We start from the raw sequence: 23268 nt of genomic DNA, 5'->3' as shown, positions 1-23268 counted from the left end.
GTGCTTCTCGAAAAGAAATTCTGTTCTCTTTCGGGAGGAGAAATGCTCTGCTGCCATTGTGTGCCATTCGTACATCGCTGCTCAGTCGAGCGGCGGATGATGGGACCTGGATTAGAGGAGGGCCGACGTTCTTTCGCTGACGGCGACAGTCGCCCGCTTTTGCAGCCACAGCCATAGCGACAGTAGTAGCCAGAGACTTGCGAGGAAGCCGTAAATAAATAAATGAACGGACAGAGTTTGCGGCGGGGGAGGCTTGGCTGCCTGAATGTCCGCACGTGTTTTGGTGTTTGATTCACGCTCTGCCAGTGTTTGGGTGTAGGATCTGCCCTGATGATCGTTTAGCTGGAGGGTGATTGCCTGCCATTGTAGGTCAGCTTCGGCCCTTTTTTCAGCATCAATGAGTATCGCAGGCACTGACGTTTTGGTGGACCATACCCGTCCAGCGCCTTCCAGTGGAAGGCTTTCACTGTGATGTTCCCGAACCAGATTGATTTCATACTGAGAAAGATTTGGTTCGCCAAGAGGAAAGAACAATGAGATATCTCCTCGACTGCCATCCGACGCCATGCGCTGTGATACCTGAACACGCCAGGTGCCGATCTCATATTCCCCGAGATACAGTATTCCGCTTGGTGTTGTGGGGGTCATACGTGTCAGCGCCACTAAACTGAATACAGTGGCTGCCGCCAGAACCAGCACGGTCAATGTATTGCTTGCAAAAAGTGGACCTCGGGAAAACTGGGAAGCTCTCTCCGGTGCGGCCCGAAGGCGTAGATACCAGAGGCAGTAACCCACGGCAATAGAAACAGTTATCAGTAATCCGAAGAAAAACCAGATTAGCTTGATCCAGAGCCCACCGAAATTGCCGAAATGGAGTGGGTCGGCGGTGTGCGTCCAGCGTTGAAAAAGCCCCATTGAGCTGCTGTTGCGCAGATGCAGTACTTCAGGATCATAGGGTTCAATAGCAGCATAATTGGCCGCATCCCGTACCAGCAGTGTGTCGGTTTGTCCGAATAGATGAACCGGTTCGCCACTGCCGCGATTGAGAAGGAGTGCGCTTACTTCCAGCCCCGGCATGGCTGCCTGAGCCTCACTCACGTATTGCCCGATGTCCGGTGGCGGCAACGTGCTATCGTACTTCTGTGTGCTGATAGTGTCAGCGGGCACCAGGCCGACCTCACCAATGTCCGCGACAATTTCCACCCAATACCAAATGCCGGTTAGGGAAAACAGGAGAGAAAATAGTAGTGCCCACAGCCCTGTGCTGCGATGCCAATCCACCAGAAAGACGCGAAGCCCCTTGTGCCAGTGCAGGCGTGTGAGTTTCTTTAGCCAGGACTTGAGAAAGAGCAGCCCCGTAAGGACGCTTAACAACAACACGAACGCAAAGATGCCAACGATATACAGCCCGTGGAACGAGTAGGGTGAGTTGATCAGGAAAAACTGTTTGTGGAAAATACGAAAAAAGACTTTCAGGCTGGCCTGCGTTCGCTCGGCCAGGATGTCGCCACTGTAGCGGTCGAGATGCAACACCAGTGTGCCGCGATCGGGGTCAGACGCCGATGCTTGCGCTGGAAGATAGGGTTCGGGTGGAATACGTAGCCCAGTGATGTCCGCACGCGGGTACTGTTTCTGGGCGGAGGCGTACAGTTTGTCGATGCCGGCATCCTTCGCCCCGACAGTGGACGGAGCCGGATTTCGCAATTCACTGTCAAGCAGCCAATCCAGTTCTGCACTCAGGGTAGCGATCGTGCCGGACAGGCAAATCACCAACAGCAGAAAGCCGAAGTGGATGCCCAGCCAACCGTGCACGCGAAACCATTGTTTGTTGGAAACTGGCATATCCGGTAGTGAATCGCTCGATATGGTAACGCTTTGAAGCAATCACCTCGCGGCAGTGGTCAATGTCTATAGTCAGAGCTCATACGCAAAGGAGACAACATAACTGCGCGGCGAAGAGGTGCCCACTCGCACTGCGGCAAACGCATCGGATGTCGTCAACGCCTGAGCGAGCTGGTAGTCTTCATCGGTGATGTTGCGCGCATTGAACTGTATCTTCCACGCATCCTGTTTATAGTACGCGGCCAGGTCAGCCTGTATCCACGAATCGTACTTTCCGTTGTTTTCGGTGCTGATGTATACATCACCTTGATAATAGGTGCCGCCACCCAGGCCCCCGAAGCCCTCTCCCACAGGAAACTCGTAGAATGCAAACAGGTTAAAATTGTTGTCGGCAATACCAGGCAGCTTGTTTCCTTCCGGGAAAACTGCGCCGCCTGAGCTGAGTCCGCCATCAGATATTTTGCTGTCGATATAGGAATAACCAGCCTGCACGCGCCAGCGGTCGGTGATATAGCCGACCGCTTCAAGCTCCAGGCCAGTACTTTCGATAGAGCCGATATTGCCAAAGTACTGGTCCGCGGGCAGCGCCTGCGGGTTCACCACGAAGGCGAGATCCTGCTTTTCTATCTGGTAAATTGTAGCGGTGAGCAGTAGTTGATCGTGCGGTTGCCATTTTGTGCCAAGCTCCCACGCGGCAGAGGTTTCAGCGTCGATGGGGTTGCCGGATTCATTGAGCCTACCGGCAGGGTTGGTATAGCCTTGCGAGTAACTGAGGTACGCCGAGAGGTTTTCCTGCACGTTGTAGACAAGGCCTGCCCTGAAACTGAAATTGTTTTCGTCATAGTCATTCAGACTGTCTTCGTACTCTGAGTAACGCCCGCCCAGCAGTATCGCCCAATGCTCGTTGAGGTGGACGTAGTCGAGAAGGTTGATGCCCAGTTCATTAAAATCTTGATTGGTCGAGCTGCCGCGATCATTGAGCCCGAAAATAATGCTGTCGCCGATGCGAACCTCCTGCGTCCCCGGCGCGGGCGGTTCCATGTTCGGTGTGAAATACGCACCCGTTGCCACATCGAAGTGCACAAACCTGTCGCCGCGGTAGCTGGTTGAGTCGGTCGAAAAGTCTTCGTAGGTGAATGACAGCAGCGCCTTGTGATCAAAGTTTAGCCCATCGGTAAATTCGAACGTATTCTTCAGGTCGTATCGGCTGGTGTCGCCATTGCCCTTGGATTTGCGCGGTTGAATCGCAACCTGGTTTTCCTGCTCGGTGCCGGGTGGGGCCACAACACCGGCATTCGCGTAGATGGCAACCGGGGTGGAGTCGACGTTTGTTTTGTCATTCTTGGTGTAGTTAAAGTCGAAATTCAGAGTCCACACCTGATTCATCTGCCGCGTTGCGAAGAGGTAGGTGCGAGAGGACTCTGCTTTCGACTTGCTGTTCCAGTCAGGTATCCCGAAAAACTGGTCGACATCCAGAAGGTTGCCGTAGAAGTATCCGTCTACACTATTGCCCTGCAGGACCTGGCCGCGATCCTGTGTATACTCATCGTCAATATACTCGTAGCCAACTACCACCTTTGAGCGTTCATCGGGAAGCCAGGCCAGGCTGGGGTTCAGCAACAGGCGTTTGCGGAAAACCTCGTTGCGAAAGCTGTCAGTATCCTCATAGGCACCTACCATTCTGCCGGCAAACCGCTCGTTGTTGTCCAGGGCGCCGGTCGCATCAAACTCTACTTTTTTGAAGGAGTCGCTGCCGTACAGCACTTCGATGTTTGCACCACGGCTTAATTCAGGCCGTTTGGTAAAATAGTTAATGATGCCGCCTGGCTCTCCCTGCCCGTAGAGGAGTGCAGACGGCCCTTTAAGTACTTCTATACGCCCGATATTTGCGGTTTCTGTCGATGGAATATTTGATGCGTTCAGCGGGTTGTTAATGCGCGCGCCATCTTTATAGATGGATTGAGAGGCGTCAAAACCACGGATGGAGAATTTTTCCTCACCGCCATTACCGGTCTTGAATTTGGTCACCCCGGCGACATTTCGCAGTGCATCGTCGACATTGTTGACCTGCTGATCCTTGAGCAGGTCTTCAGTAATGACGCTTACCGCAGCGGGTGTCTCCAGCAATTTGAGGTCAATACCTATCGCTGAATCAGCGCTGTCGATACGGTAATCGCGATGGTGTGCAGTGACTACAACCTCTTCCAGACGTGACTCTTCTGCTATAGCCAATTGTGTGCTGGCGGTAACGGTACAAATTAGTAATGGGCGAAAAACCAGTTTGCTGGAAGTCGACATAGTGTTGGGTGCATCCTTGGGTAGGTGTGTAGATGTATTAAGAGAGGTAAGCATACTATAATGATAATCATTATCAATAGTGTTTGGCGGATGCCCGAGGAGCATAAAGCACTAGACCGCTATGGAGAGTAGATCGAAAGAACCCGCTGAATCTCTGCGGACCGGGGGTGTCGCCGCCGACTATGCTGCCTCTGGAACCCATCCTCGTCGCAGCGTTACCAGGGTTCGGAAAGAGTTCATCTAAACGGGCGGTAATTGATATACTCCCGCTCCCACGAGATCACAGATAAGGACCGTAAAACATCCCTGAGCGAGAGTACGTAACAGTTCGTGTCACGAGTTTTTCAGAAGCGTCCTTATTGACTGGCCCCACCCTCGAACATGGTGCATAATGAGAAACATTCTCACTTGGCGCGCTGCCGTTACTGAAGAGCAGCGGGTAATCGCGTCGAGTGGAAAGACAGCGGCGGGCTCAATACCCGCCACCAAACGATAAATCACCACATGGGAAATCACTGTGAATGACCAAATTCTAAATCCTGCCCGATTGCTGGCCATTTGGGCTTGTCTCACCCTGTTTACGACTGGCCAAGCCTTTGCCTCGGGCACTATCGGCGAGCACGTGAACAACATGTCCGCTCATCTTGACGAGTACACTGAAGAAGTGGTGTGGTTGAACGGTAAAGTTGATGGCATCGTCGATATCTACGAAACGGAAGGCGCCAAAGCGGCCAAGCCGGAAGCAGTAGTTGATCTCTGGGAAGCTGTAGAATTCCACTCCGCCATCGAGATCAATTACGTTCCGCTGTACTCCAGTATCTGGCAGGGCCTGTTCGGTGTGCGCACTGCGATTGAGGAAGGTAAGCCTGTGAGCGAGGTGCGGCAACAGCAGGCAGTATTGGAGCAGACCTTGTGGCAGGCCCTGGGTGCGGTGAAACTCGCGGCGCAGTATCAGGAGCGCGGTCTGCTACCGGAGGTCGCGGCAACCGCCGCGGATACGCCAGCGGAAACCGTCGATGTGATCAAGCAGCACCTCGACCGCGTTGTGGCCAAGTACGCAGAGCAGCTTGACGACGAAGCCATCCGTATTACACAGGACACCTACCTCAACTTGTTCGAAGGCATCGAGGGAGATCTTATAGCGCTGGATGCTGAGCTGGTGGCCGCGCTCGAGAAAGACTTCAATGTCACCCTGCAAATGGCGATCAAGGAGGGCAAGTCGGTCGATGATGTGCGCGATGTTGTGGAGGCGATGCAGCGGCAACTCGACAAGTGCAAAACACTACTCAAAGAAGCCGACAAGAATCGCAGCGACGTTTTCTAGATGAAGCGCAGAACGTTTCTTCACGCCGCTGCAGCCGCTAGTGCAGGTACTCTCGCTACCTGGCCCTGGTCAGTAGCAAGGGCAAACCCAACAGCCGTAGAAAGTTTGCCGGCTCTAAAAGGTGAGCTCACGCTTTACCTCGGGCAGGGCGAGGGCGGACTCTACGAAAAAGTGCTGGCGGCTATCGAAGAGCGCAACCCCGGTTTCAAGTTGCATATTCGGCGCGGCCCGACTTCCGCGCTGGCCAATGCTATCGTCGCCGAGGCCAACGCTGGCGTGCGCCGCGCAGATGTGTTTTGGGCCGTTGATTCGGGTGCAATCGGCATGGTCAGCGACGCCGGACTGGCGCGCGCATTGCCCGCCGACCTGATCGGTCAACTGCAACCGGAATTTCGCTACGAGACCTGGGCGCCGGTGACGGGGCGTTTACGTACCGTGCCCTACTACACAGGTCGCTGGCAGCGTAAGGATATTCCGACGGACATAATGGCGATCCCGGACAGTGGGTTCAGTATGGGTTGGGCGCCTGCCTATGCGGCCTTCCAGTCCTTCGTCACCGCCATGCGTATTCTGGAGGGTGATGCCGCAACGGTGGACTGGCTGCGACGGGCGGACAAAAACGCCAAGTCCTATGCCGGCGAACTCGGCGTCGTGATGGGTGTGGAGCGCGGTGAAGTTGATATCGGATTCGCCAACCACTACTACACGCTGCGGTTGAAAGCGGGAAAACCGGATGCGCAGGTGGATCTTGCATTCACCCACGATGACGCCGGATGTCTGGTTAACGCTTCCGGGATACTGGCGCTGTCGGAGGGTGAACTGCCCGTCAATTTCATTCGCTACCTGCTAACCCAGGAGGTGCAGTCCTTCCTCGCCCGCGAGGCATACGAAATTCCACTGGTCAGCGGCACCGCACCGCCGCAGGGTTTGCCCCCGCTGGCCAGCATATCACCGCCGGCGGTGAATTTGACTGAGTTGGCTGACCTTCGGCCGACACTGGACCTGATGCGTAAAGCCGGCGTGCTATGACCCGACTCCCGCTGTCCTACCCTGTGGCGATGTTGGTTGCCGTGGTGATGTTATTGCCGGTGGGGGTGCTGTTCACTCTAACGGAGTCAGTCGAAGGGCTGTTAGACGCGCGCAACCTCACATTGCTGCTCAACACTTTGCTTCTGATTCTGGGCACGGTGATTGGTGCTGTCCTTCTGGGAGTCCCACTAGCCCTGCTGACCGCATACGTGCGCCTGCCGCTGGAGAAATTGTGGCTGGTGATATTGGCTGCACCCCTGGCATTGCCCAGTTACCTTGGCGCTTTCACGATCTACGCCGCCTTCGGTCCCGGTGGCGAACTGGAAAACATGCTTGGCATCAGCACCCCCGCGGCTGAGGGCTTATTTGGTGCAGCCATGGTAATGGCGTTGTATACCTATCCCTTCGTACTGCTGACAACCCGTTCTGCGCTGCTGGCCCAGGACGTCAGCCAGATCAATGCCGCGCGCACTCTGGGTTTGAGTTTTTCCGGTTGTCTCTGGCGCGTGGTGCTGCCGCGAGCGCTGAACGGTATCACCGCCGGTGCACTGTTGGCTGCACTTTATGCGCTATCGGATTTTGGCACGCCGGCGATCATGCGACTGGATACATTTACCCGCATGATTTACGTCGAATACAATGCCTTCGGCCTGAGTCAGGCTGCGCTACTGTCTTTACAACTGTTGGCGCTAGTGGGGTTAGTGTTATACCTGGAGTCACGCGTACATGTGACACCGGAACGCCCTGGTCGCGCCCTCAGCTTGTGGCCTCGACGCTGGCAGGTCAGCGCTATACTGGTGGCGATAGCACCGGTCACGCTGATGGCGCTGGTCCTGCCGCTGGGGATATTTGGCTTGTGGCTGGTGCGCGATGGCAGCGGTGACTTCGACATGGCGTATACCTGGAACTCTGTCTACGCGTCGCTGCTGGCGGCCGCTGCGGCGGCCGTGGTCGCGCTGCCAGTGGCCTGGGCGGCAATGGGCGGTCGCGCGGGACGACTGATGGAGCGTGTAACCTATTTGGGGTTCGGTATTCCCGGAATCGTGATGGGCACCGCCCTGGTGTACATTGGACTCAAACTGGCTTTTCTCTACCAGACGCTGGCGCTGCTGGTGATCGCGTATGTCATGCGCTTTCTGCCGCTGGCGGTGAGTTCCATCCGCTCCACCTCTGAATCCATCGACGGCAGCCTGGTAAATGCGGCGCGCGTGCTCGGGGCCGGACGTGCTGAGGTATTTCGTCGCGTGACGCTACCGCTCACACGGCGCGGTATTATCGCAGGGGCGGCGTTGGTGTTTCTCGAGGCGATGCGCGAACTGCCGGCAACACTCTTGCTGGCACCCACGGGCTTTGAAACGCTGGCGACGTACCTGTGGCGGGTCTACGAAGCAGGCTATTTCGGCCGTGCGGCAGTGCCCGGCCTGCTACTGATTCTCATGTCCGGATTAGGTTTACTCCTGATGTTATCGGGGGAAAGACGAGAAGAGTTCGGCGTTTTCGAGGATAATCGCGCCTGATCTGGAAAGACGGTGCGTACTCTATGCTTAAAATTGAAAACCTATCGGTGGACTACGGTGATAACCGCGTAGTTCACAGCCTCAACCTGGCGTTGGCGGATGACGAAATCCTGATGCTGGTAGGGCCCACCGGATGCGGCAAGACAACGGCCCTGCAGGCTGTCGCTGGACTGGTGCCCATTGCCGAGGGCTGTATTTCCCTGCCGGGCTGGGAAGCCACGCCCAGCGTGTCCATCCCTCCCGAGCGGCGCAATGTCGGCATGGTGTTCCAGGATTTCGCCTTGTTTCCCCATCTCACTGTCGAGCAGAACATCAGCTTCCGCCTGGCGGATAGCGGTCCCGCCGAGCACTGGCTTGAATTGCTCGGCCTCACGGCATTGCGCCATGCAAAACCCGGGCGGCTGTCTGGAGGCCAGAAGCAACGCGTCGCGCTGGCGCGTGCACTGGCGCATGGACCGGCGCTGATGCTGCTCGACGAGCCCCTTTCCAATCTGGATGCCGCGCTGAAGAACAGCCTGCGCTGGGAGATTCGCGATGCCCTCAAGGCGGCCGGCGTGCCGGCTATCTGGGTGACACACGACCAACAGGAAGCGCTGTCGGTAGGGGATCGCCTCGGCATCCTCAGGAATGGTCGCCTGATGCAACTCGGTACGCCCCAGCAATGTTTCTGTGCGCCTGCCGACCGTTTCGCCGCCGGCTTTCTCGGCGAGGCCAGTTTTCTGCCAGCCCAGCTCAGAGAGGGTAGGGCCGAGACTGTACTGGGGAATCTGGCCGCGCTCCCGGTTGCCGGTGCAACAGGGCCGATTGAATTATTGCTGCGTCCGGATGATTGTAGCCTTGCGGCAGCATCGGAAGGGGGCAATGCTGAACTACGTCTGGCCCAGTTTGAGGGCGGTACCTGGTTGTACACTGTTCGCCTCGATCAGGGCGCGGAGATCCGCGTGCGCACCAGTCACGAAGAGCGATTCGATATCGGTGCCCGGGTAGAGCTGGCGGTGACCAGTACAGACCCGCTGGCGGCGTTTGCAGTGTCTGGCGATTGAAAAAAAACTCTGGGTCTGCGTGCCGTGTGAGAGGCTCAACTGCTGTTATTCGCGATGAGGCCGTGCCGATAGTTTTTCCCGCCAGTTACAGCCCAAACGCTATTGGGATCACCGTGCAATGCGCGCCGCTGCACCGCAGCTCCCATTCGCCAGAATGCCACCGCTGCTGCCATCGCCAACGCGTCAACACCCAGCAGGGCGCCATGGCTAACGAGTGCGTTCGACCAGGAGGGAACATTCACCAACGTCAGGTCCACTAACGGAATTGCAGCGCTCAACAAGGCGGCCAGATAAAGCAGGTCCCGGGTTCCGGTCGCCACCGGGCGCAGGTAACACCAGCCGATAGACAGGAAGAACACCGAAAAATACACGTACTCTGTCATGTCAGCGCGATTGCTAAGACCGGCAAAAAGGCGGCTCGCCAGAAATGCAGCCGATATGCCCGCCATGCAACCGATACATACACCGCTATTGAGGCGCGCCAGGAAGATGACTCCACCGGTTTGTTCGGTGCTTCGTCGCTTGCGGCGTGATTCGATCCACAGCAAGTTGCCCGAGTAGAACAGGAATGCGCCCGCAAGTCCGAGCACAAAGTACAGCCAGCGAGTGATGTAACCGCCAAAGGAGGCGTAGTGCAGGGAAATCAGTCCATTGTAGAAAGTGAAGCCCGCCGAGGCGCTCGCAGGGTCGTTTACCGCGATCACCTGCCCCGTAGCTGCGTTCAGGGACACAGATGCAAACGGGACAAGCGTGTCCGCCTCAGACATGCCGCGCACGGTGACCACCGCATTGGTATCACCCACATGCTCGTAGCGGAGCTGGTGAGGCTCAAGAGCTGCAATTTCACCCCGGGCAATCTCCACAATTTTAGCCACCGAGAGCGGCGGGCGCATCTCACCGGCGGGCTCAATGTGCTCGATTATTCCCAGATCCCGCCCAACGATAGTTTGCAGCTTTCCCTCGTACACAAGATACTCAAACGGCGCCAGCACGAAAAAACCGATGGCCAGCAATGCGCTACTCCACGCAAACATCACATGCCACGGGAGCGATAACACACCGATAACGTTATGTGTGTCCAGCCAGAATCGCTTTTTGTTCCGCCCTGGTCGCACAATGAACAGGTCGCGAAAAAAATTGGGTAAGAAGATGAGTAACCCGGTGACCAGGGCCAATCCGTAAATTACGCAAACCAGCCCCAGCACGTAGAGACCAAAGCTTGCCGGCAACCCTGCCGTGTAGTGAAGCCGATAGACAAAATCCGAGAGCAACGACTGGTCGCGCGCTGTGCTAAGCGTGCCGTCACCGTCGATGCGGAATTCGTGCCCCTCAAAGTTGCCGTCCTCGAGGCGTTCGAACCAGCGTACCAAATGCGCCGGCTTATTCGGACGCGACAGGTCCAGTCGCACAGTCTCCGCAGCGTTCGGTTGTGCCTCCAGCGCCAGATCAAAGAGTTGCTGGGCCTGCTGGTAGTCCTGATGCTGGGCGGGCATGTCCAGGTAGTGATCCCAGACATCCAACTCCTCCCAAAAAACAGTTAATGCGCCCGCATAGAAAGCGATGAACAGGACCAGGCCGGAACCCAACCCCGTCCACGTGTGTACATCGAGAAAGCGTTTGAGGGTCGCAGCCTTCATACACCGGCCATCCCGAGAATCCTCAACAGGGCGAGCAACCCAAACCCCAGCCCGGTGATACCACATAATACAGCGATGGCCGCGTGCGCCGAGGGCAACAGGTAGCTGGCAGTGGCAAGGCCGACCCACAGCGGAAACACCATCAGCAAGGCCGGCAGGGTCAGGCTGCTGGCCACGGGTAGCAATGCCAGACACAAACTGATCAACGCCACAGTGGCCGGGATAGACAGCAGTATGGCTACCAGCGATCTAACCAGCACGGCGTTTGACCTCGATATGACGGACCGCAAGATCGATCCATGGCATCAACATGCAGGCCAGGAAATAAGCAGACAAAAGTACATAGAAGCCGGACCAGAATCCGCCCAATGCGGGACCAAGATGGAATGCCCAACTCAGCAGGCCGAGGGCAATGCCTGACACCATTACCCTGCGCATGCCTTGCGTGTAACGTATAGCCAGATGAGTAAGTCCAGCGGATGCTGTTACCAGCAGCAGGCTTGTGTAGATTGCGTCGATGTTTCTACCAGTCGTTATCGAGGGTTATGAGAAGTATTCTCATTCGTAACTTTAGCCGATTCACTATCTGAATGCCACCACTCGATCCCCTGTCGTATTAATGGGGACGGATTTATTTCTGACCCACGGATGAAATAGAATTACGTATCGGATTGCGCGAATGGCATCGATTTTCTGGCCGTGCTTAAACTCAGTAAATGGAACTCTCCCTTTTAAAAGTATATGAATGCAACTTCCGTCGAACAGCGCGTCGCCGCGATCTATAGAGATGAATCGAGCCGAGTATTGGCTACGTTGATTCGTCTGTTGCATGGCGATTTCGATCTCGCAGAGGAAGCCCTGCAAGATGCGTTTGTCGCTGCCCTGTCACAGTGGCAGCGCGATGGTGTTCCGGAGAATCCCCGGGCCTGGTTGATCTCTACGGGGCGCTTCAAAGCCATCGATCGAATACGTAAAAAATCGCGTTTAGACGGCTATCAGGAAGAGCTTGCCCAAAGTCTGGAACGACAGACGCAAAATGGGATATTGGATGACGATAGCATTGAGGATGATCGCCTGCGGCTCATTTTTACCTGCTGTCATCCCAGCCTGGCAATGGAGGCACGCGTGGCCTTGACCCTCCGGGAAGTCTGTGGCCTGCCTACTGAGGCAATTGCTGCGGCGTTTCTCGTGTCAGTGCCGACCCTGGCTCAGCGCATAGTCAGGGCGAAAAACAAAATCCGCGATGCGGGTATTCCGTTTGAGGTGCCTGATCCTCGGCTGCTGCCGTCGCGACTGGACGCGGTATTGCCGGTTATCTATCTGGTATTTAATGAGGGCTATTCCGCTTCCAGCGGTGCACAGCTTACCCACGGTAATCTGTCGACGGAGGCTATCCGGCTGGGCAGACTGTTGTTCGATTTACTGCCAGATACAGAAGTGACTGGCCTGCTAGCTCTGATGCTGTTGCACGATGCCAGGCGAGATGGTCGCACAAGCGCCGAAGGCGATTTGATACCTCTGGAAGAGCAGGATCGATCGCTGTGGAATAGCGTTCAGATACGCGAGGGCTGTGAACTGGTGGAGCAGGCATTGCGAGCTGGCCCACCTGGTGTCTACACCCTGCAGGCGGCTATAGCCGCCCTGCATGCCGAGGCGCCTTCGGCTGAAGCTACTGACTGGGCGGAAATCACCGGTCTTTATGAGGTGCTGCTGCAAATCAGTCCGTCCCCGGTTGTAGCGCTCAACCGCGCTGTTGCCGTAGCGATGTGCAATGGGCCAGAGGCGGGCCTGATGGCGATTGATCAACTGATGCATCACAAAGACCTGCAGGGCTATCACCTGCTTCACGCTGCCCGCGCCGACCTATTGCGGCGACTCGACCGATCACAAGAGGCGATTCAAAGCTATCGCCAGGCGCTTGATCTGGTGCAGCAGGAGCCCGAGAAGCGCTTTTTACAGCGACGTTTGGCTTCAATAGAAAAATAGAAAAAAATACTTCCGTGCCTGTCGAAATCTCCACGCAGCGTTCGACTATTGGGTGAAAACACCTTTTCAGCGAACAAGCATACAGGAGCAGTAGCCCATGACAGCTATGATATTTGTAAACTTACCGGTCGCAAACCTGACTGTGTCAATGGCCTTTTACCAGGCTCTGGGCTTTGAGAACAATCCGCAGTTTACCGATGAAACCGCCGCTTGCATGGTCTGGAGCGAAGCAATCCATGTCATGTTGCTCACTCACGAAAAATGGCGTCACTTTACTGATAGACCTATCCCTCCTGTAACTTCAAGTGAGGTGATGCTCAGCCTCTTTATGGAGAATCGTGAAGCCGTTGATGCCATGAATATCACTGCGGCAAACAAGGGCGGTACTGCGGACATTAACCCCGGCCAGGATTTCGGGTACATGTACAGCCGCGCTCTGGCGGATCCTGATGGTCACGTATGGGAGGCGGGGTGGATGGATCCTGATGCAATAGCTGCAGAACGGGATGACCGATAGAAGCGGTTTCGATGGGTTGATTCTACACAGTAGTAAACGGCTAAGTGGCGATAACGCATAGGGCTTAAGGAGTAACACTATGATCTACATCGACGGGTTTGTAATCGCAGTACCCAAAGCTAACAAAGAAAAATTTATTCAGCATGCAGATGTGAGTGATGCTGCCATTATTGAGTGGGGCGCCACCCGTGTCCTGGAATGTTGGGAAGACGACGTGCCCGATGGCAAGGTGACGGATTATCGTAAAGCAGTACAGGCACAACCAGACGAAGCTGTTGTGTTTTCCTGGATCGAATGGCCAGACAAGGCTACTCGCGATGCAGGTATGGAGAGAATGATGGCGGCTGCGGAGAGTGATCCACGTTTCAATCCCGAGCAGAATCCCATGCCTTTTGATGGTATGCGGATGATCTTCGGTGGCTTTTTGCCAGTGGTAAAGCTTGAAAAAAGCCACCCTTAACGAACTTATAAAAGTACGGAGACAAACATGCTCAACGAACATGGCGAGTTTATCTGGTATGAATTATTAACCGATAGTATCGATGACGCGCTGTCCTTTTACAGCGCGATACTGGGCTGGCAGTCTGCCAGTAGTGGCCAGCCCGACAGGGACTACCGAATACTCCGCGCTCAAGATCAGCAGGCCGGAGAATCTATCGATATAGGTGGCCTGATGCAACTGACGGAAGATATGCGCAAAGGCGGTGTCAGACCGATATGGCTTGGCTACATCGGTGTTGATAACGTGGATCAGACAGTCGCCAATATCATCACCGCCGGTGGCAACGAACTAATGCCCGCTACTGATATACCGCAGGTCGGCCGCATAGCCATGGTTACTGACCCAGAGGGAGTCCCATTCTATGTGATGCGCGGCTCTAGCAGTAAGGGCAGTATCGCTTTTGCCGCAGACAAGCCGCGTCCTGGACATTGCGCATGGAATGAATTGCTCAGCAGCGATACTGAAGCGGCTAAAACTTTCTACTTCGATGAGTTTGGCTGGAGTAAAGATGGCGAGATGGATATGGGCCCGCTGGGCCGGTACGAGTTTATCCGTCACAACGGTGTTGTTGGGGCCATCATGCAGAAACCAGAGGATGCTCCAACACCGATGTGGCAGTACTATTTTCGGTGCGACGATATTGATATCGCTGTCACCACGATCTCCGAGAGGGGCGGGCAAATCCTGCATGGTCCTGACGAAATTCCCGGCGGAGACTTCAGTGTTAATGCGATTGATCCACAGGGAGCGCTGTTTTCTTTAGTAGGATCAAGAAATACGATTCGCACCACGAATTGAACACCATATGATGGCATGCCAAGGCTCAAGCACGGGCTGCCGCTACCTCTATTGTAGAGTTCGCGTACAAAGGAGAAAGGAAACATGAAATATCTATGTCTGGTGTACTACGATGAAAAAAATATACAGAAAATGTCTCAGCAGGAATGGGATACCCTGAATCGCGAGTGCATTGGCTGTGTGGCAGATCTAACCGAAAGCGGCCATTATCTGGATGGCGCTCCGCTGCTTTCAACCGATACCGCAACGACACTGCGCATGCGCGATAATAAACCTTTGGTCACCGATGGTCCCTTCGCAGAAACCAAAGAGCAATTGGCGGGATTTTATATGTTGGAAGCCCGGGATATGAATGAGGCACTTCGCTTGGCGGAGAAGATTCCCCCGGCGCGCTATGGGTGTGTGGAAATTCGCCCGGTGAGGGAGTTGATGGAACAAGAGAATATGCGTTAAAACATTAACGTTTATGAACATTAATGGGTGTCTCCTGCAAATTAGACTGCGCCTTCTAAGTTCACCCACCGCTTTGTGACGACAAGTCCAAATAGCAGAGTCATAAATAGTACTAGAGAACCCGGCGCAGGTACCTGAGTAGATGCACGGCCAATGTCGGCAGAGGTAGAATAGGAAACTCTATGAACCATATTGATGACCTCTCCGGGCTGCAGGGTAATACCTAAGGCGAAGCCCATCATGGCAGATGCAAAGGCATCGCTATCCAGCGCCGCGAAATTAGAAACACTTGTCATGCCGGTCAGGCTCAAATGTCCGGTACCGGCGACGTCTGTTTCTCTACCGACGGTGGTGAAGGCGTTTTCGCCAGAACTGTTCTCGTCGAATTCATACGGTGCAGAGTCGGCAAATTGAATATCGAGTGGGTTCGAAGAGCTAAAGAATAAGTCTGAAGTGGCAATTGCATCGGCAGCCGTATTGAGGCCGCCAGCTAAGGCAAACAGATTAATCTCAAATACACCCTGGATGCCGAAAGTGAACTCACTCTGGCGGTTGTTCGTAAACGTAAAGGTTCGTTGGTTCTGAACATCGGCATTAGCTGAGGCGGGATGAAGTTCGCTGGATAGCGAAGCCTGAGACGAGCTTTCACCCAGAACACCTCGTGCGGATACATCATTTGTCCCGTCATTGTCATCGTCTAACTCCAAAATTTGGTAAAGGCGATGGTTGTTCGTGGCTACCGCTCCCTCTGAACCCATATTTCGCGTGGTGCTGCTAGTACGAAAAAAAACAGAAGGGTTTTCGGGTGAAAGGCCTGCAACGATGGTTTGGCTATCCTCAAAAGGTATCGCATCAGGGGCGTCCAAAAAGGATGCGACTGAATTGACCAACGTCGGACCACCTGCGATTGCGTCAAAGCCCGGTGGCAGTTGGCCACCGCCTGCAATAATAAATGTGCTCTCTAGACTGGCGCCGCTGAATGCAGTATCGGGCAGGGCGGCCGCTGAGTGTGTCCAGAGCAGCTGACTCACTATAGTTGCAGATAGTAACAGTCTCATTTGAGGTCCTTGAATTCCATGTAGAGTCTTTGCATGGAGTATAGGAAGGATTATTGATTAGCGCCAAGTTCAGGGGCAGATAGTACTTGAATGAATGCTTCGAGCGAGCTTTCGGGCTGGACTTTCGAATCGGGACCGAAACGGAGAAGTTTCCGTTAATGGGGACAGTCCCATTTACTGCCCCGTTAACTCCAGACTGGAAAATCCACACCTCACATCGACATGGAAGTCCCCGGTGAGTTGGTCGGGTTTCGTTGGCCCAGGGTAGGGCTCATCTGAGCCGGAAATGGCGACGCTAACGGCTATTAGTTACGAGTTCGGCCCACTCCCGCATAGGCTCTTCCGCTGATCCCGTTAAACTACACAAAACGGCTTGGATATCGTCTGTCAAATTCAAACCACTAAGTCGTCCTAGTACTGCGCGCGATTTAATTTGAAACACTTTCCGTGTTGTGTAGGATACACTGCTCATCGAGATTCAGTGCGGCTCGCATCTTACGGATAATCCTGATCTTGAGTCGAAATATTGCCAGTTCTGGCAAAGGGAAACAGTCTCTGGAACTCGCAGGGCGAATGCCATCAAATTCGCTCGGTGTTGTTGTCGGAGTCGCTGGGTTGCGCTGAGTAGGCGTGGGGTATGCCCCGTTATTCCGGAGTGATACCGGCTGTATCCGATAATTCGTGCGGGATAAGTTGCTCCGTGGGAATGACGAGGCGTGTCAATGCGCTACGCCCAAATTCCGCCTGGACATTGGTGTCCACAGCTCGCGCTGACGATTATATGACACCACAGAGCGAGAGCGCCTTATCGTCGCCGATAGGTTTTGACTACAAGTATTGACTACAAGAGAAGAGATGCAAACAGTTATGAGTGAACTAGCCACCAGTGCCAGCAATTCGATTATTCTCCGCTTACGTATTCGGAATCAGCCAGGTATGCTCGCGCGCGTACTGTCGGAAATTGATACTGCCGGTGGCAATATTGGTGCGATTGATATTGTCCAGTATGAGCAGGACCGCATTGTTCGCGACGTCACGGTAGAGACGACAGGTGCAAAACAGGTAGATCGCATTACCGATATGTTAAATGCACTTGAGGGTATTGAAGTCGTTCATGTCTCTGACCGTGTATTCGTGATGCACCTGGGTGGAAAGATTGAAGTGACCAGCAAGGCGCCGCTGAAATCGCGGGACGACCTGTCAATGGCGTATACACCGGGTGTGGCGCGCGTGTGCCAGGCGATTCATGAGGATGTTACCAAAGCGTATAATCTAACGATCAAAAAAAATACCGTCGCCATCGTCAGTGATGGCACTGCAGTGCTCGGCCTGGGTGATATCGGGCCGGAGGCCGCAATGCCTGTGATGGAAGGCAAGGCAATGCTGTTCAAGGAGTTTGGCGAGGTGGATGGTTTCCCGATCTGCCTGAATACCACGGATACGGACGAAATTATACAAACCGTCAAGGCAATTGCCCCCGGGTTCGGTGGTATTAATCTTGAGGATATCTCCGCGCCTCGTTGTTTTGAAATCGAGCAGCGACTGATACAGGAGTTGGATATTCCGGTCTTTCACGATGATCAGCATGGGACCGCAGTCGTGCTGATCGCCGGGCTTATCAACGCACTGAAAGTCGTTCGCAAATCGCCGGCACAGATAAAGGCGGTGGTGGCGGGTGTTGGTGCGGCCGGTACGGCCTGTACACGCATGATGCTGGACCTGGGTATCAGCAATATCATCGGTCTCGACAGGGCAGGTATTGTTCACGCCGGGCGAACAGATTTGAACTCGGCCAAGCAGGCGTATTGTGAGATGACCAACCCGGAAAATATTTCCGGTGGCATGGCCGAGGCTATTGCAGGCGCTGACCTGTTCGTTGGACTTTCTGGCCCCGGTATTTTGAGCGTAGAGCACCTGAAGACAATGGCCGCAGACCCCATCGTTTTTGCAATGAGCAACCCGGAGCCGGAAATCATGCCGGAGCTCGCGTGGCCACATGTTGCAGTGATGGCGACAGGTCGCAGTGACTACCCCAATCAGCTAAATAATGTGTTGTGCTTTCCCGGCTTATTCCGTGGCGCGTTGGATGCGCGCGCGACAGACATCACCGAAGCGATGAAAATGGCTGCTGCCCGTGCCATAGCAGAGACGATTGACGCAGAAAAAATTTCCGCGGATTACATCATTCCGAGCGTATTCGACAAGAATGTGGCACGCAATGTAGCGGAGGCCGTCAAGAAGGCGTTCTATGACGCCAACTGACGCACAGGTAGCAGGCTTGGCCCGGTCGTTCAAATAGCGCTGCGAGTGGCACCGCGATGAATCTCTGCCACCTTCATCAATCGGATAGAGGTCGGCAGTTATCCGGATTATTCAATTCGCAAACAACAATTTCCGGGTCGCTGGCAGAGCTGATTTTTGGTGACAGGTAAATATTGCTGAGGACTACCTGGGTGACGTCATACACCGCGCTATTCATGACATTCTCATCCACTTGCCACTGGTAAATGGATCGGATATCCCAGAAATCTGCGACTCGCCTGGCTGTCTGCTCCGTTCTATTTGGGGCGTTGGCAGGACGTTGCGGCGGGTGTGACCGCATGGACGCTAGTGCTGCTGAACTCCAGCTATGATAGATGCTGAATTCAGCAGTGCCCTCGCCATACCCGGAGAACGACTCTGCTGGAGTTTCTGTGTTACTGTTCTCCTCGAAGCCCAGCAAGAAATCCATGCCGAGACGATACTCACTGCTGTCGGGAATCCCGGACTCGTTGTCAGGTAAACCTGCTCTGGGAAGCGGGACAGCGTCAGTCAGTTCGTGCGTTGCTGTATCGATTTCCGCGGAACTATTCTGCGAATGATGATGGCGGAAAAATGCAAACTCAACCGAATCGCCGGAATAGTTCACCATCACGGTGTTACAGCGGGTAGTCAGATCAACACAGCGAGCTTCACGGCCCTCATCCTCTGACTCAGGGGCGTTGTCAGCAATTGCGTCTTTATCGTTGTCCTGATCCGTAACAGTAGCGTGAACGGTAGTTGTCAGCAAAAGTGCTATAGCTGCCAGTGCCAAACCATTGATCATTGTTCTTACTCTCAACCCAGGTTAATCGGCGCGAAAGAGCGCAGCAACGGCCGGCCGGATTGATACCGAACAACCCGGGCAGCCGCGAGTTTGGTTAACTCGGGATTTAGCGAACGCGTCGCTTGCGGGATGAAACCCCGGCAAACGCACCGAGAGCCACCAGTAACAGGGTGGATGGCACTGGAACGTCGACAGGCTCGAAGTCATAGGATGCCACATACCCGTTGCCACTGATACTCACATCATCGAAGTACACGTCCTGGCCCTGGTTATAGGTGCCTACGCCCATGCTCAATGCTACGACGTCCGCGCCACTGAAGTCGCTGTTGAAAGCCGCCATCCAGTCCGTCAGTGTTTTCAATGGTGTGCCGCCAAATGAATTGGGCTGACCGAAGCCGCCGTTCCACCAGAACAGGCCACTGTCTGCGGTAATAGCCACTGACTCCCAGTCATCTGTGGGAACCAGGGCTGAACTGCCCTCGGAGCCGGGTTGATTCCAATAGGGCTCATAAATCAACGTGCCGACGCAATCGTCGCCCTGGGCACAACCGGTGTTGAGTATTGAGAGCTTGATTGAAGGGGCGGCATTCGGGTTGCCGACGTCCTCCTTGTAATAGGAGTAATTCAGGCTGAATGAGTTGGAAAACAGCGCGCTCGCATTGCCGTAGCTATCGACGACTGCGACCTCCGCCTTGTCGCCGTTGTCGAAGCCTGTTGTCAGGCGTGCGGCACCGATCGGCAGCGGCTGGTTGTTCTCGAGATTGCCGCCTTGTCCGGTGAGATCGACAATGCTGGCTTGGCCCGTCCCGCGCATGTCGCTCTCAAACCAGACGCCGGGAGTGGGCGTGATTGTGTATGGGGCAAATGAGTTGACGACAGCCGCATCGGCGGGTGCAGCGAAGCTGACAGCGACAAACAGCGCACCTGCTGGTGCGAATAAACGGTAATCCATACCTATCTCCTTGAGCAATTAGTGATTGGCAAGCTCTTGCTCTGTAACTTGCGCACTGCACTGTAGGCAACTTTTATACCGAAAACTATAAAATGCCCATATTTCAACGAGGTGCAGATATTCACTATGTCGGCTCGTGTATCGAATGTAAAAAAAGCTGACGTTCTGGTTCGCACAGACGAACTGGCGCTTTTTGTGGTATCGACATTCGTGGTACTTCGACAGCCGTCGATAAGGCGGCGGTGGTTGACACAATTCTCACTACGCGACTATGGTGATGGCCGAGCAGAGGGTCACCCGATGCAATCTCACGATGTAGAGTAAAGCCTGGATGGCAATGAACATGTTTTGGAATGAACCGACTCGGGGAGGCACGATGCCGATAGCAAGAATTTCGCCCATCAACTGGTTTCAGCGTTTTATGCTGGTTGTCTGCTTTTTAGCCGTGGCGGCCTGTGGCGATAGCACCACCAGTGAAGAATACCTGGCGCGAGCCGAGCAGCTTTTGGCAGAGCACAACTACGCCGAAGCAATTATCGAACTAAAAAATGCACTGTCCGTTGCCAATGAAAAACAGCAAACACTGCCGCGCGCCCGCTGGTTACTGGGTAAAGCTTACCTCGATACCGGCAGTGCGACGGCTGCGGCCAAGGAACTGGAGCGTGCCAGGGAGTTGGGATGGAATCCCAACGAGGTGCTTCCGGCGCTGGCCAAGGCGCTGCTCAGCAAAGGTGATCTGGCGGGCGTGATGGCGCTGTCCACCGCGGGTCTATCCCCCCGGGCGACCGCTCAATTGCAGGCACAGCAGGCGCTGGCGAAACTTGGACAGGGCGATATCTGGACGGCAGACACCTTCATTGCCAAAGCGTCTGAAGTACACGGCGAAGACCCGGAGGTACAGCTTGCGGAAGTGCGAATGCTCGGTGCATCCGGTGATCTGGACGGCGCGTTGGCACTCGTTGAACGCGTACTTGCTGAACATCCTGATAGACGCGACGCCTGGAGTATGAAGGGGGACTTGCTGGCCGCACAGAATAAACGCCCTGAAGCACTGGCCGCATTTTCTGTCGCGATTGAACTGTCGCCTGACAGTAAGGAGGACCGGCTCAAGCGCGGCCTTCTCAATCTGGAAATGCGGCAACTGGAGGATGTGACTCCGGATATCGAATTCCTACTCGAAACCGCACCGAAGCACCCGATGACCAATTATCTGCAGGGATCGTTGGACTTCCTCAACGGGAATTACGCGAACTGTATCGATGCCCTTACATTGGCAGAACCAGCAGCGGAGCAGTATCCGCTGATCCTGTTTTACCTGTCAGGCGCCTATATGGTTGAGGGCAATGAGGCGGAAGCAGTAAGGCAGTCGGAGCGGCAGGTGACATTGAATCCCAATTTTGCACCCGGACGCATACTTCTGGCGAGCCTCTACCTGAAAAACGCGCGGGCGAAGGAGGCGCAACAAACGCTGCGCCCGGTACTGGATGCTGACCCGTCTGACCGGCTTGCGCTGAATATTATGGCTAAGGCTTTGATACAGGATGGCAAGACGGACCAGGCGCTGAAGATACTGAAGACTCTGCAGCAGACTGCACCGGAATCCGCCATTGCTCACTTTGAACTGGGCGCCGGGCTGCTCTTTGACGGCCAGCGGGAAGCTGCTAATCGGCAGTTTGAAACGGCACTTTCGCTAGATCCCTCACTCGAACAGGCCAGCATGTTCAGGCTGCAGGCTATCAGTGAATCAGAGGACATTGCTGGCGCTATTGCCGATGCACAGGAATACGTGAAGCAGAATCCGGACAGTGTGCATGGCCATACAGTGCTGGGGCAGAAGTATCTTGCCAACGAGCAGGTTGATGAAGCCATCGCGGAACTTAAAGAGGCGCTGTCCCTGGTGCCGGGCGACCCCGAAGCGAATCACACCCGGGCAAAAATTGAGCAGCAGCGGGGTAATACAGAGGCCAGCAGGGCTTACTACCAGGCGGTACTGAAAGAGAGGCCGGATTATCTGCCCACGCTCTTGCATCTGGCGGCACTGGCTGCTGAGCCCGGCAATGAGGATGAGATGGTGGCGCAACTGGAGTATGCCATAGAGGCGCACCCCGATGCTCTGGAGCCCCGATTGATGTTGGCCAGGTATTACGTCTGGGGCAATATGCCGGACAAGATTCCGCCACTGTTTGCGTCGCTCTCAGAGTTACAACAGCAGTCTCCTGAGGTATTGAGCCTGCTGGCAATTTCCCAAATAGCTGAGTTCAAGTATGACAAGGCACAGTACAACCTTGAACAGCTTGTCGAACTTGAGCAGGACACGGCTTACACCCACCACCTGCTGGCAAGAGCAGCCGCTGGTGCCGGGGATCTGGAGCGGGCAAGAGAAGAGCTGAAGCGCGCAGAGGAGATTGATGAGAACTTCGCTCCTGCACTGGTATCACTTGCCAGGTTGGCCTGGGCTGATGGTAATGCCTCGCAGTTTGACAACTACATGGAAAGACTGTCGAAACTGGCGCCCGAGTCCCCGGATGTGTTGCGCTTGCATGCGCTTGCCGCGCAGCGCGACGGAGACTCAGAACAGGTTACCGCGCTGTTTCGCAAAATACTGGAAGCTGCACCTACTACGGAGTCGATGCTTGAATTGGCGGGCTATTTGTACGTGACGGGCGAGAAACAGGAGTCCCGGCAGATTGTAGAAACCTGGGTAAGCAACAACCCGGATGATGTCGCTGCTCGCATGGCATTGGCGACACAATTAGCGAGTGCAGGTCGTGCTGAGGATGCTCTCGATCAGTACCGTGAGGTTATCAGCCTGCAGCCGGAAAACGCCGCAGCGCTCAACAACCTTGCCTGGTATCTGCGTGATAAGGATCCAGTGGCATCGCTTAAATACGCACGGCTGGCTGTGGCCGCGGCCCCGGACAAAGTCGAGATATTGGACACCGTGGCTATCGTAGAGTCACAGGCTGGAAACCACCGGGAGGCGCAGCGGCATATTCAGCGTGCATTGGATCTGTCACCGGACGACCCCAACCTGCTGTACCACCAGGCAGAGATTGAGGCGCGTTCAGGCAATAAGGGCGCTGCAATTGTAATACTCAACAAGGTGCTGGGTGGGGATAGTCCCGTCTTCCAGCACCGTGTGGAAGCGGAGGAGTTACTGGCTTCACTACAATAATCCTCATCCCAATCCACACCGTAGCGGTAGCATACCGGCTACCTGTTCGGTG

General features: G+C 54.9%; 18 protein-coding genes. 11 read left to right on the top strand and 7 right to left on the bottom strand.

Translation table 11 applies throughout. The features are described from left to right. Positions 1-111: 111 nt before the first annotated feature. The gene (locus AC0L6S_RS10710; RefSeq protein WP_473428480.1) at positions 112-1842 is read right to left on the bottom strand and encodes a PepSY-associated TM helix domain-containing protein; all 1731 of its coding nucleotides are present in this window, start codon (positions 1840-1842) and stop codon (positions 112-114) included. Positions 1843-1914: 72 nt separating this feature from the next. Then, positions 1915-4140 (bottom strand): TonB-dependent siderophore receptor, encoded by a 2226-nt coding sequence (locus AC0L6S_RS10705; protein ID WP_473428479.1) that lies wholly within the window; start codon positions 4138-4140, stop codon positions 1915-1917. Positions 4141-4657: 517 nt separating this feature from the next. Here AC0L6S_RS10705 and AC0L6S_RS10700 point away from each other — a divergent pair. The 4 genes from AC0L6S_RS10700 to AC0L6S_RS10685 all read left to right on the top strand — a co-directional run bounded on the left by AC0L6S_RS10700 (position 4658) and on the right by AC0L6S_RS10685 (position 9053). Continuing rightward, entirely contained in the window at positions 4658-5464 is an 807-nt protein-coding gene (locus tag AC0L6S_RS10700; RefSeq protein ID WP_473428478.1) for a hypothetical protein, read from the top strand. Between the two features lie 105 nt (positions 5465-5569). Beyond that, positions 5570-6493 carry an extracellular solute-binding protein gene (locus AC0L6S_RS10695; protein WP_473428477.1) on the top strand — a complete coding sequence of 308 codons (924 nt, stop codon included), beginning with the start codon at positions 5570-5572 and terminating at the stop codon, positions 6491-6493. Then, the gene (locus AC0L6S_RS10690) at positions 6490-8010 is read left to right on the top strand and encodes an ABC transporter permease (RefSeq protein WP_473428476.1); all 1521 of its coding nucleotides are present in this window, start codon (positions 6490-6492) and stop codon (positions 8008-8010) included. The genes AC0L6S_RS10695 and AC0L6S_RS10690 overlap by 4 nt, the downstream gene beginning before the upstream one ends. Before the next feature lie 23 nt (positions 8011-8033). Next, a complete protein-coding gene (locus AC0L6S_RS10685; RefSeq protein ID WP_473428475.1) occupies positions 8034-9053 on the top strand; it encodes an ABC transporter ATP-binding protein in 1020 nt (339 codons plus the stop codon). Positions 9054-9088: 35 nt separating this feature from the next. Here AC0L6S_RS10685 and AC0L6S_RS10680 read toward each other — a convergent pair whose 3' ends face one another. Together AC0L6S_RS10680 and AC0L6S_RS10675 are read right to left on the bottom strand one after the other, a co-directional pair. Continuing rightward, positions 9089-10690: a PepSY-associated TM helix domain-containing protein gene (locus AC0L6S_RS10680; RefSeq protein WP_473428474.1), complete on the bottom strand. Its 1602-nt coding sequence runs from the start codon at positions 10688-10690 to the stop codon at positions 9089-9091. Continuing rightward, complete coding sequence (locus tag AC0L6S_RS10675; protein ID WP_473428473.1) at positions 10687-10950, bottom strand: hypothetical protein; 264 nt, start codon at positions 10948-10950, stop codon at positions 10687-10689. Before AC0L6S_RS10675 ends, AC0L6S_RS10680 begins: the two co-directional genes overlap by 4 nt. 481 nt (positions 10951-11431) lie before the next feature. Between AC0L6S_RS10675 and AC0L6S_RS10670 the strand changes: the two genes are divergently transcribed. The 5 genes from AC0L6S_RS10670 to AC0L6S_RS10650 all read left to right on the top strand — a co-directional run bounded on the left by AC0L6S_RS10670 (position 11432) and on the right by AC0L6S_RS10650 (position 14946). Then, positions 11432-12676, top strand: a complete 1245-nt coding sequence (locus AC0L6S_RS10670) for an RNA polymerase sigma factor (RefSeq protein ID WP_473428472.1) — start codon at positions 11432-11434, stop codon at positions 12674-12676. A gap of 97 nt (positions 12677-12773) precedes the next feature. Beyond that, the gene (locus AC0L6S_RS10665; protein WP_473428471.1) at positions 12774-13193 is read left to right on the top strand and encodes a VOC family protein; all 420 of its coding nucleotides are present in this window, start codon (positions 12774-12776) and stop codon (positions 13191-13193) included. A gap of 79 nt (positions 13194-13272) precedes the next feature. Then, complete coding sequence (locus tag AC0L6S_RS10660) at positions 13273-13653, top strand: DUF1428 domain-containing protein (protein WP_473428470.1); 381 nt, start codon at positions 13273-13275, stop codon at positions 13651-13653. Positions 13654-13680: 27 nt separating this feature from the next. Next, on the top strand, positions 13681-14493 hold the full coding sequence (locus AC0L6S_RS10655; RefSeq protein WP_473428469.1) for a VOC family protein: 813 nt from the start codon (positions 13681-13683) through the stop codon (positions 14491-14493). An 84-nt stretch (positions 14494-14577) separates the two neighbouring features. Next, positions 14578-14946 carry a YciI family protein gene (locus AC0L6S_RS10650; protein WP_473428468.1) on the top strand — a complete coding sequence of 123 codons (369 nt, stop codon included), beginning with the start codon at positions 14578-14580 and terminating at the stop codon, positions 14944-14946. 41 nt (positions 14947-14987) lie between these two features. Here the strand turns inward: AC0L6S_RS10650 and AC0L6S_RS10645 are convergent, their stop codons facing one another. After that, positions 14988-16004: a hypothetical protein gene (locus tag AC0L6S_RS10645; RefSeq protein WP_473428467.1), complete on the bottom strand. Its 1017-nt coding sequence runs from the start codon at positions 16002-16004 to the stop codon at positions 14988-14990. An 867-nt stretch (positions 16005-16871) separates the two neighbouring features. On the opposite strand from AC0L6S_RS10645, the gene AC0L6S_RS10640 reads away from it, so the two are divergent. Beyond that, entirely contained in the window at positions 16872-18266 is a 1395-nt protein-coding gene (locus tag AC0L6S_RS10640) for an NAD-dependent malic enzyme (protein ID WP_473428466.1), read from the top strand. Between the two features lie 76 nt (positions 18267-18342). On the opposite strand, the gene AC0L6S_RS10635 is transcribed toward AC0L6S_RS10640, so the two are convergent. After that, positions 18343-19089 (bottom strand): hypothetical protein, encoded by a 747-nt coding sequence (locus AC0L6S_RS10635; RefSeq protein ID WP_473428465.1) that lies wholly within the window; start codon positions 19087-19089, stop codon positions 18343-18345. 106 nt (positions 19090-19195) lie between these two features. Further along, positions 19196-20041, bottom strand: a complete 846-nt coding sequence (locus AC0L6S_RS10630) for a PEP-CTERM sorting domain-containing protein (protein ID WP_473428464.1) — start codon at positions 20039-20041, stop codon at positions 19196-19198. Between the two features lie 376 nt (positions 20042-20417). Between AC0L6S_RS10630 and prsT the strand changes: the two genes are divergently transcribed. After that, entirely contained in the window at positions 20418-23216 is a 2799-nt protein-coding gene (gene prsT / locus AC0L6S_RS10625) for an XrtA/PEP-CTERM system TPR-repeat protein PrsT (protein ID WP_473428463.1), read from the top strand. The last annotated feature ends 52 nt before the right edge of the window (positions 23217-23268 follow it).

It is taken from the genome of Halioglobus sp. D3-4 (genome assembly GCF_055809315.1).
Note: the sequence above shows the minus strand (reverse complement) of the source record. Positions and strands in the feature narration are given on the sequence as shown.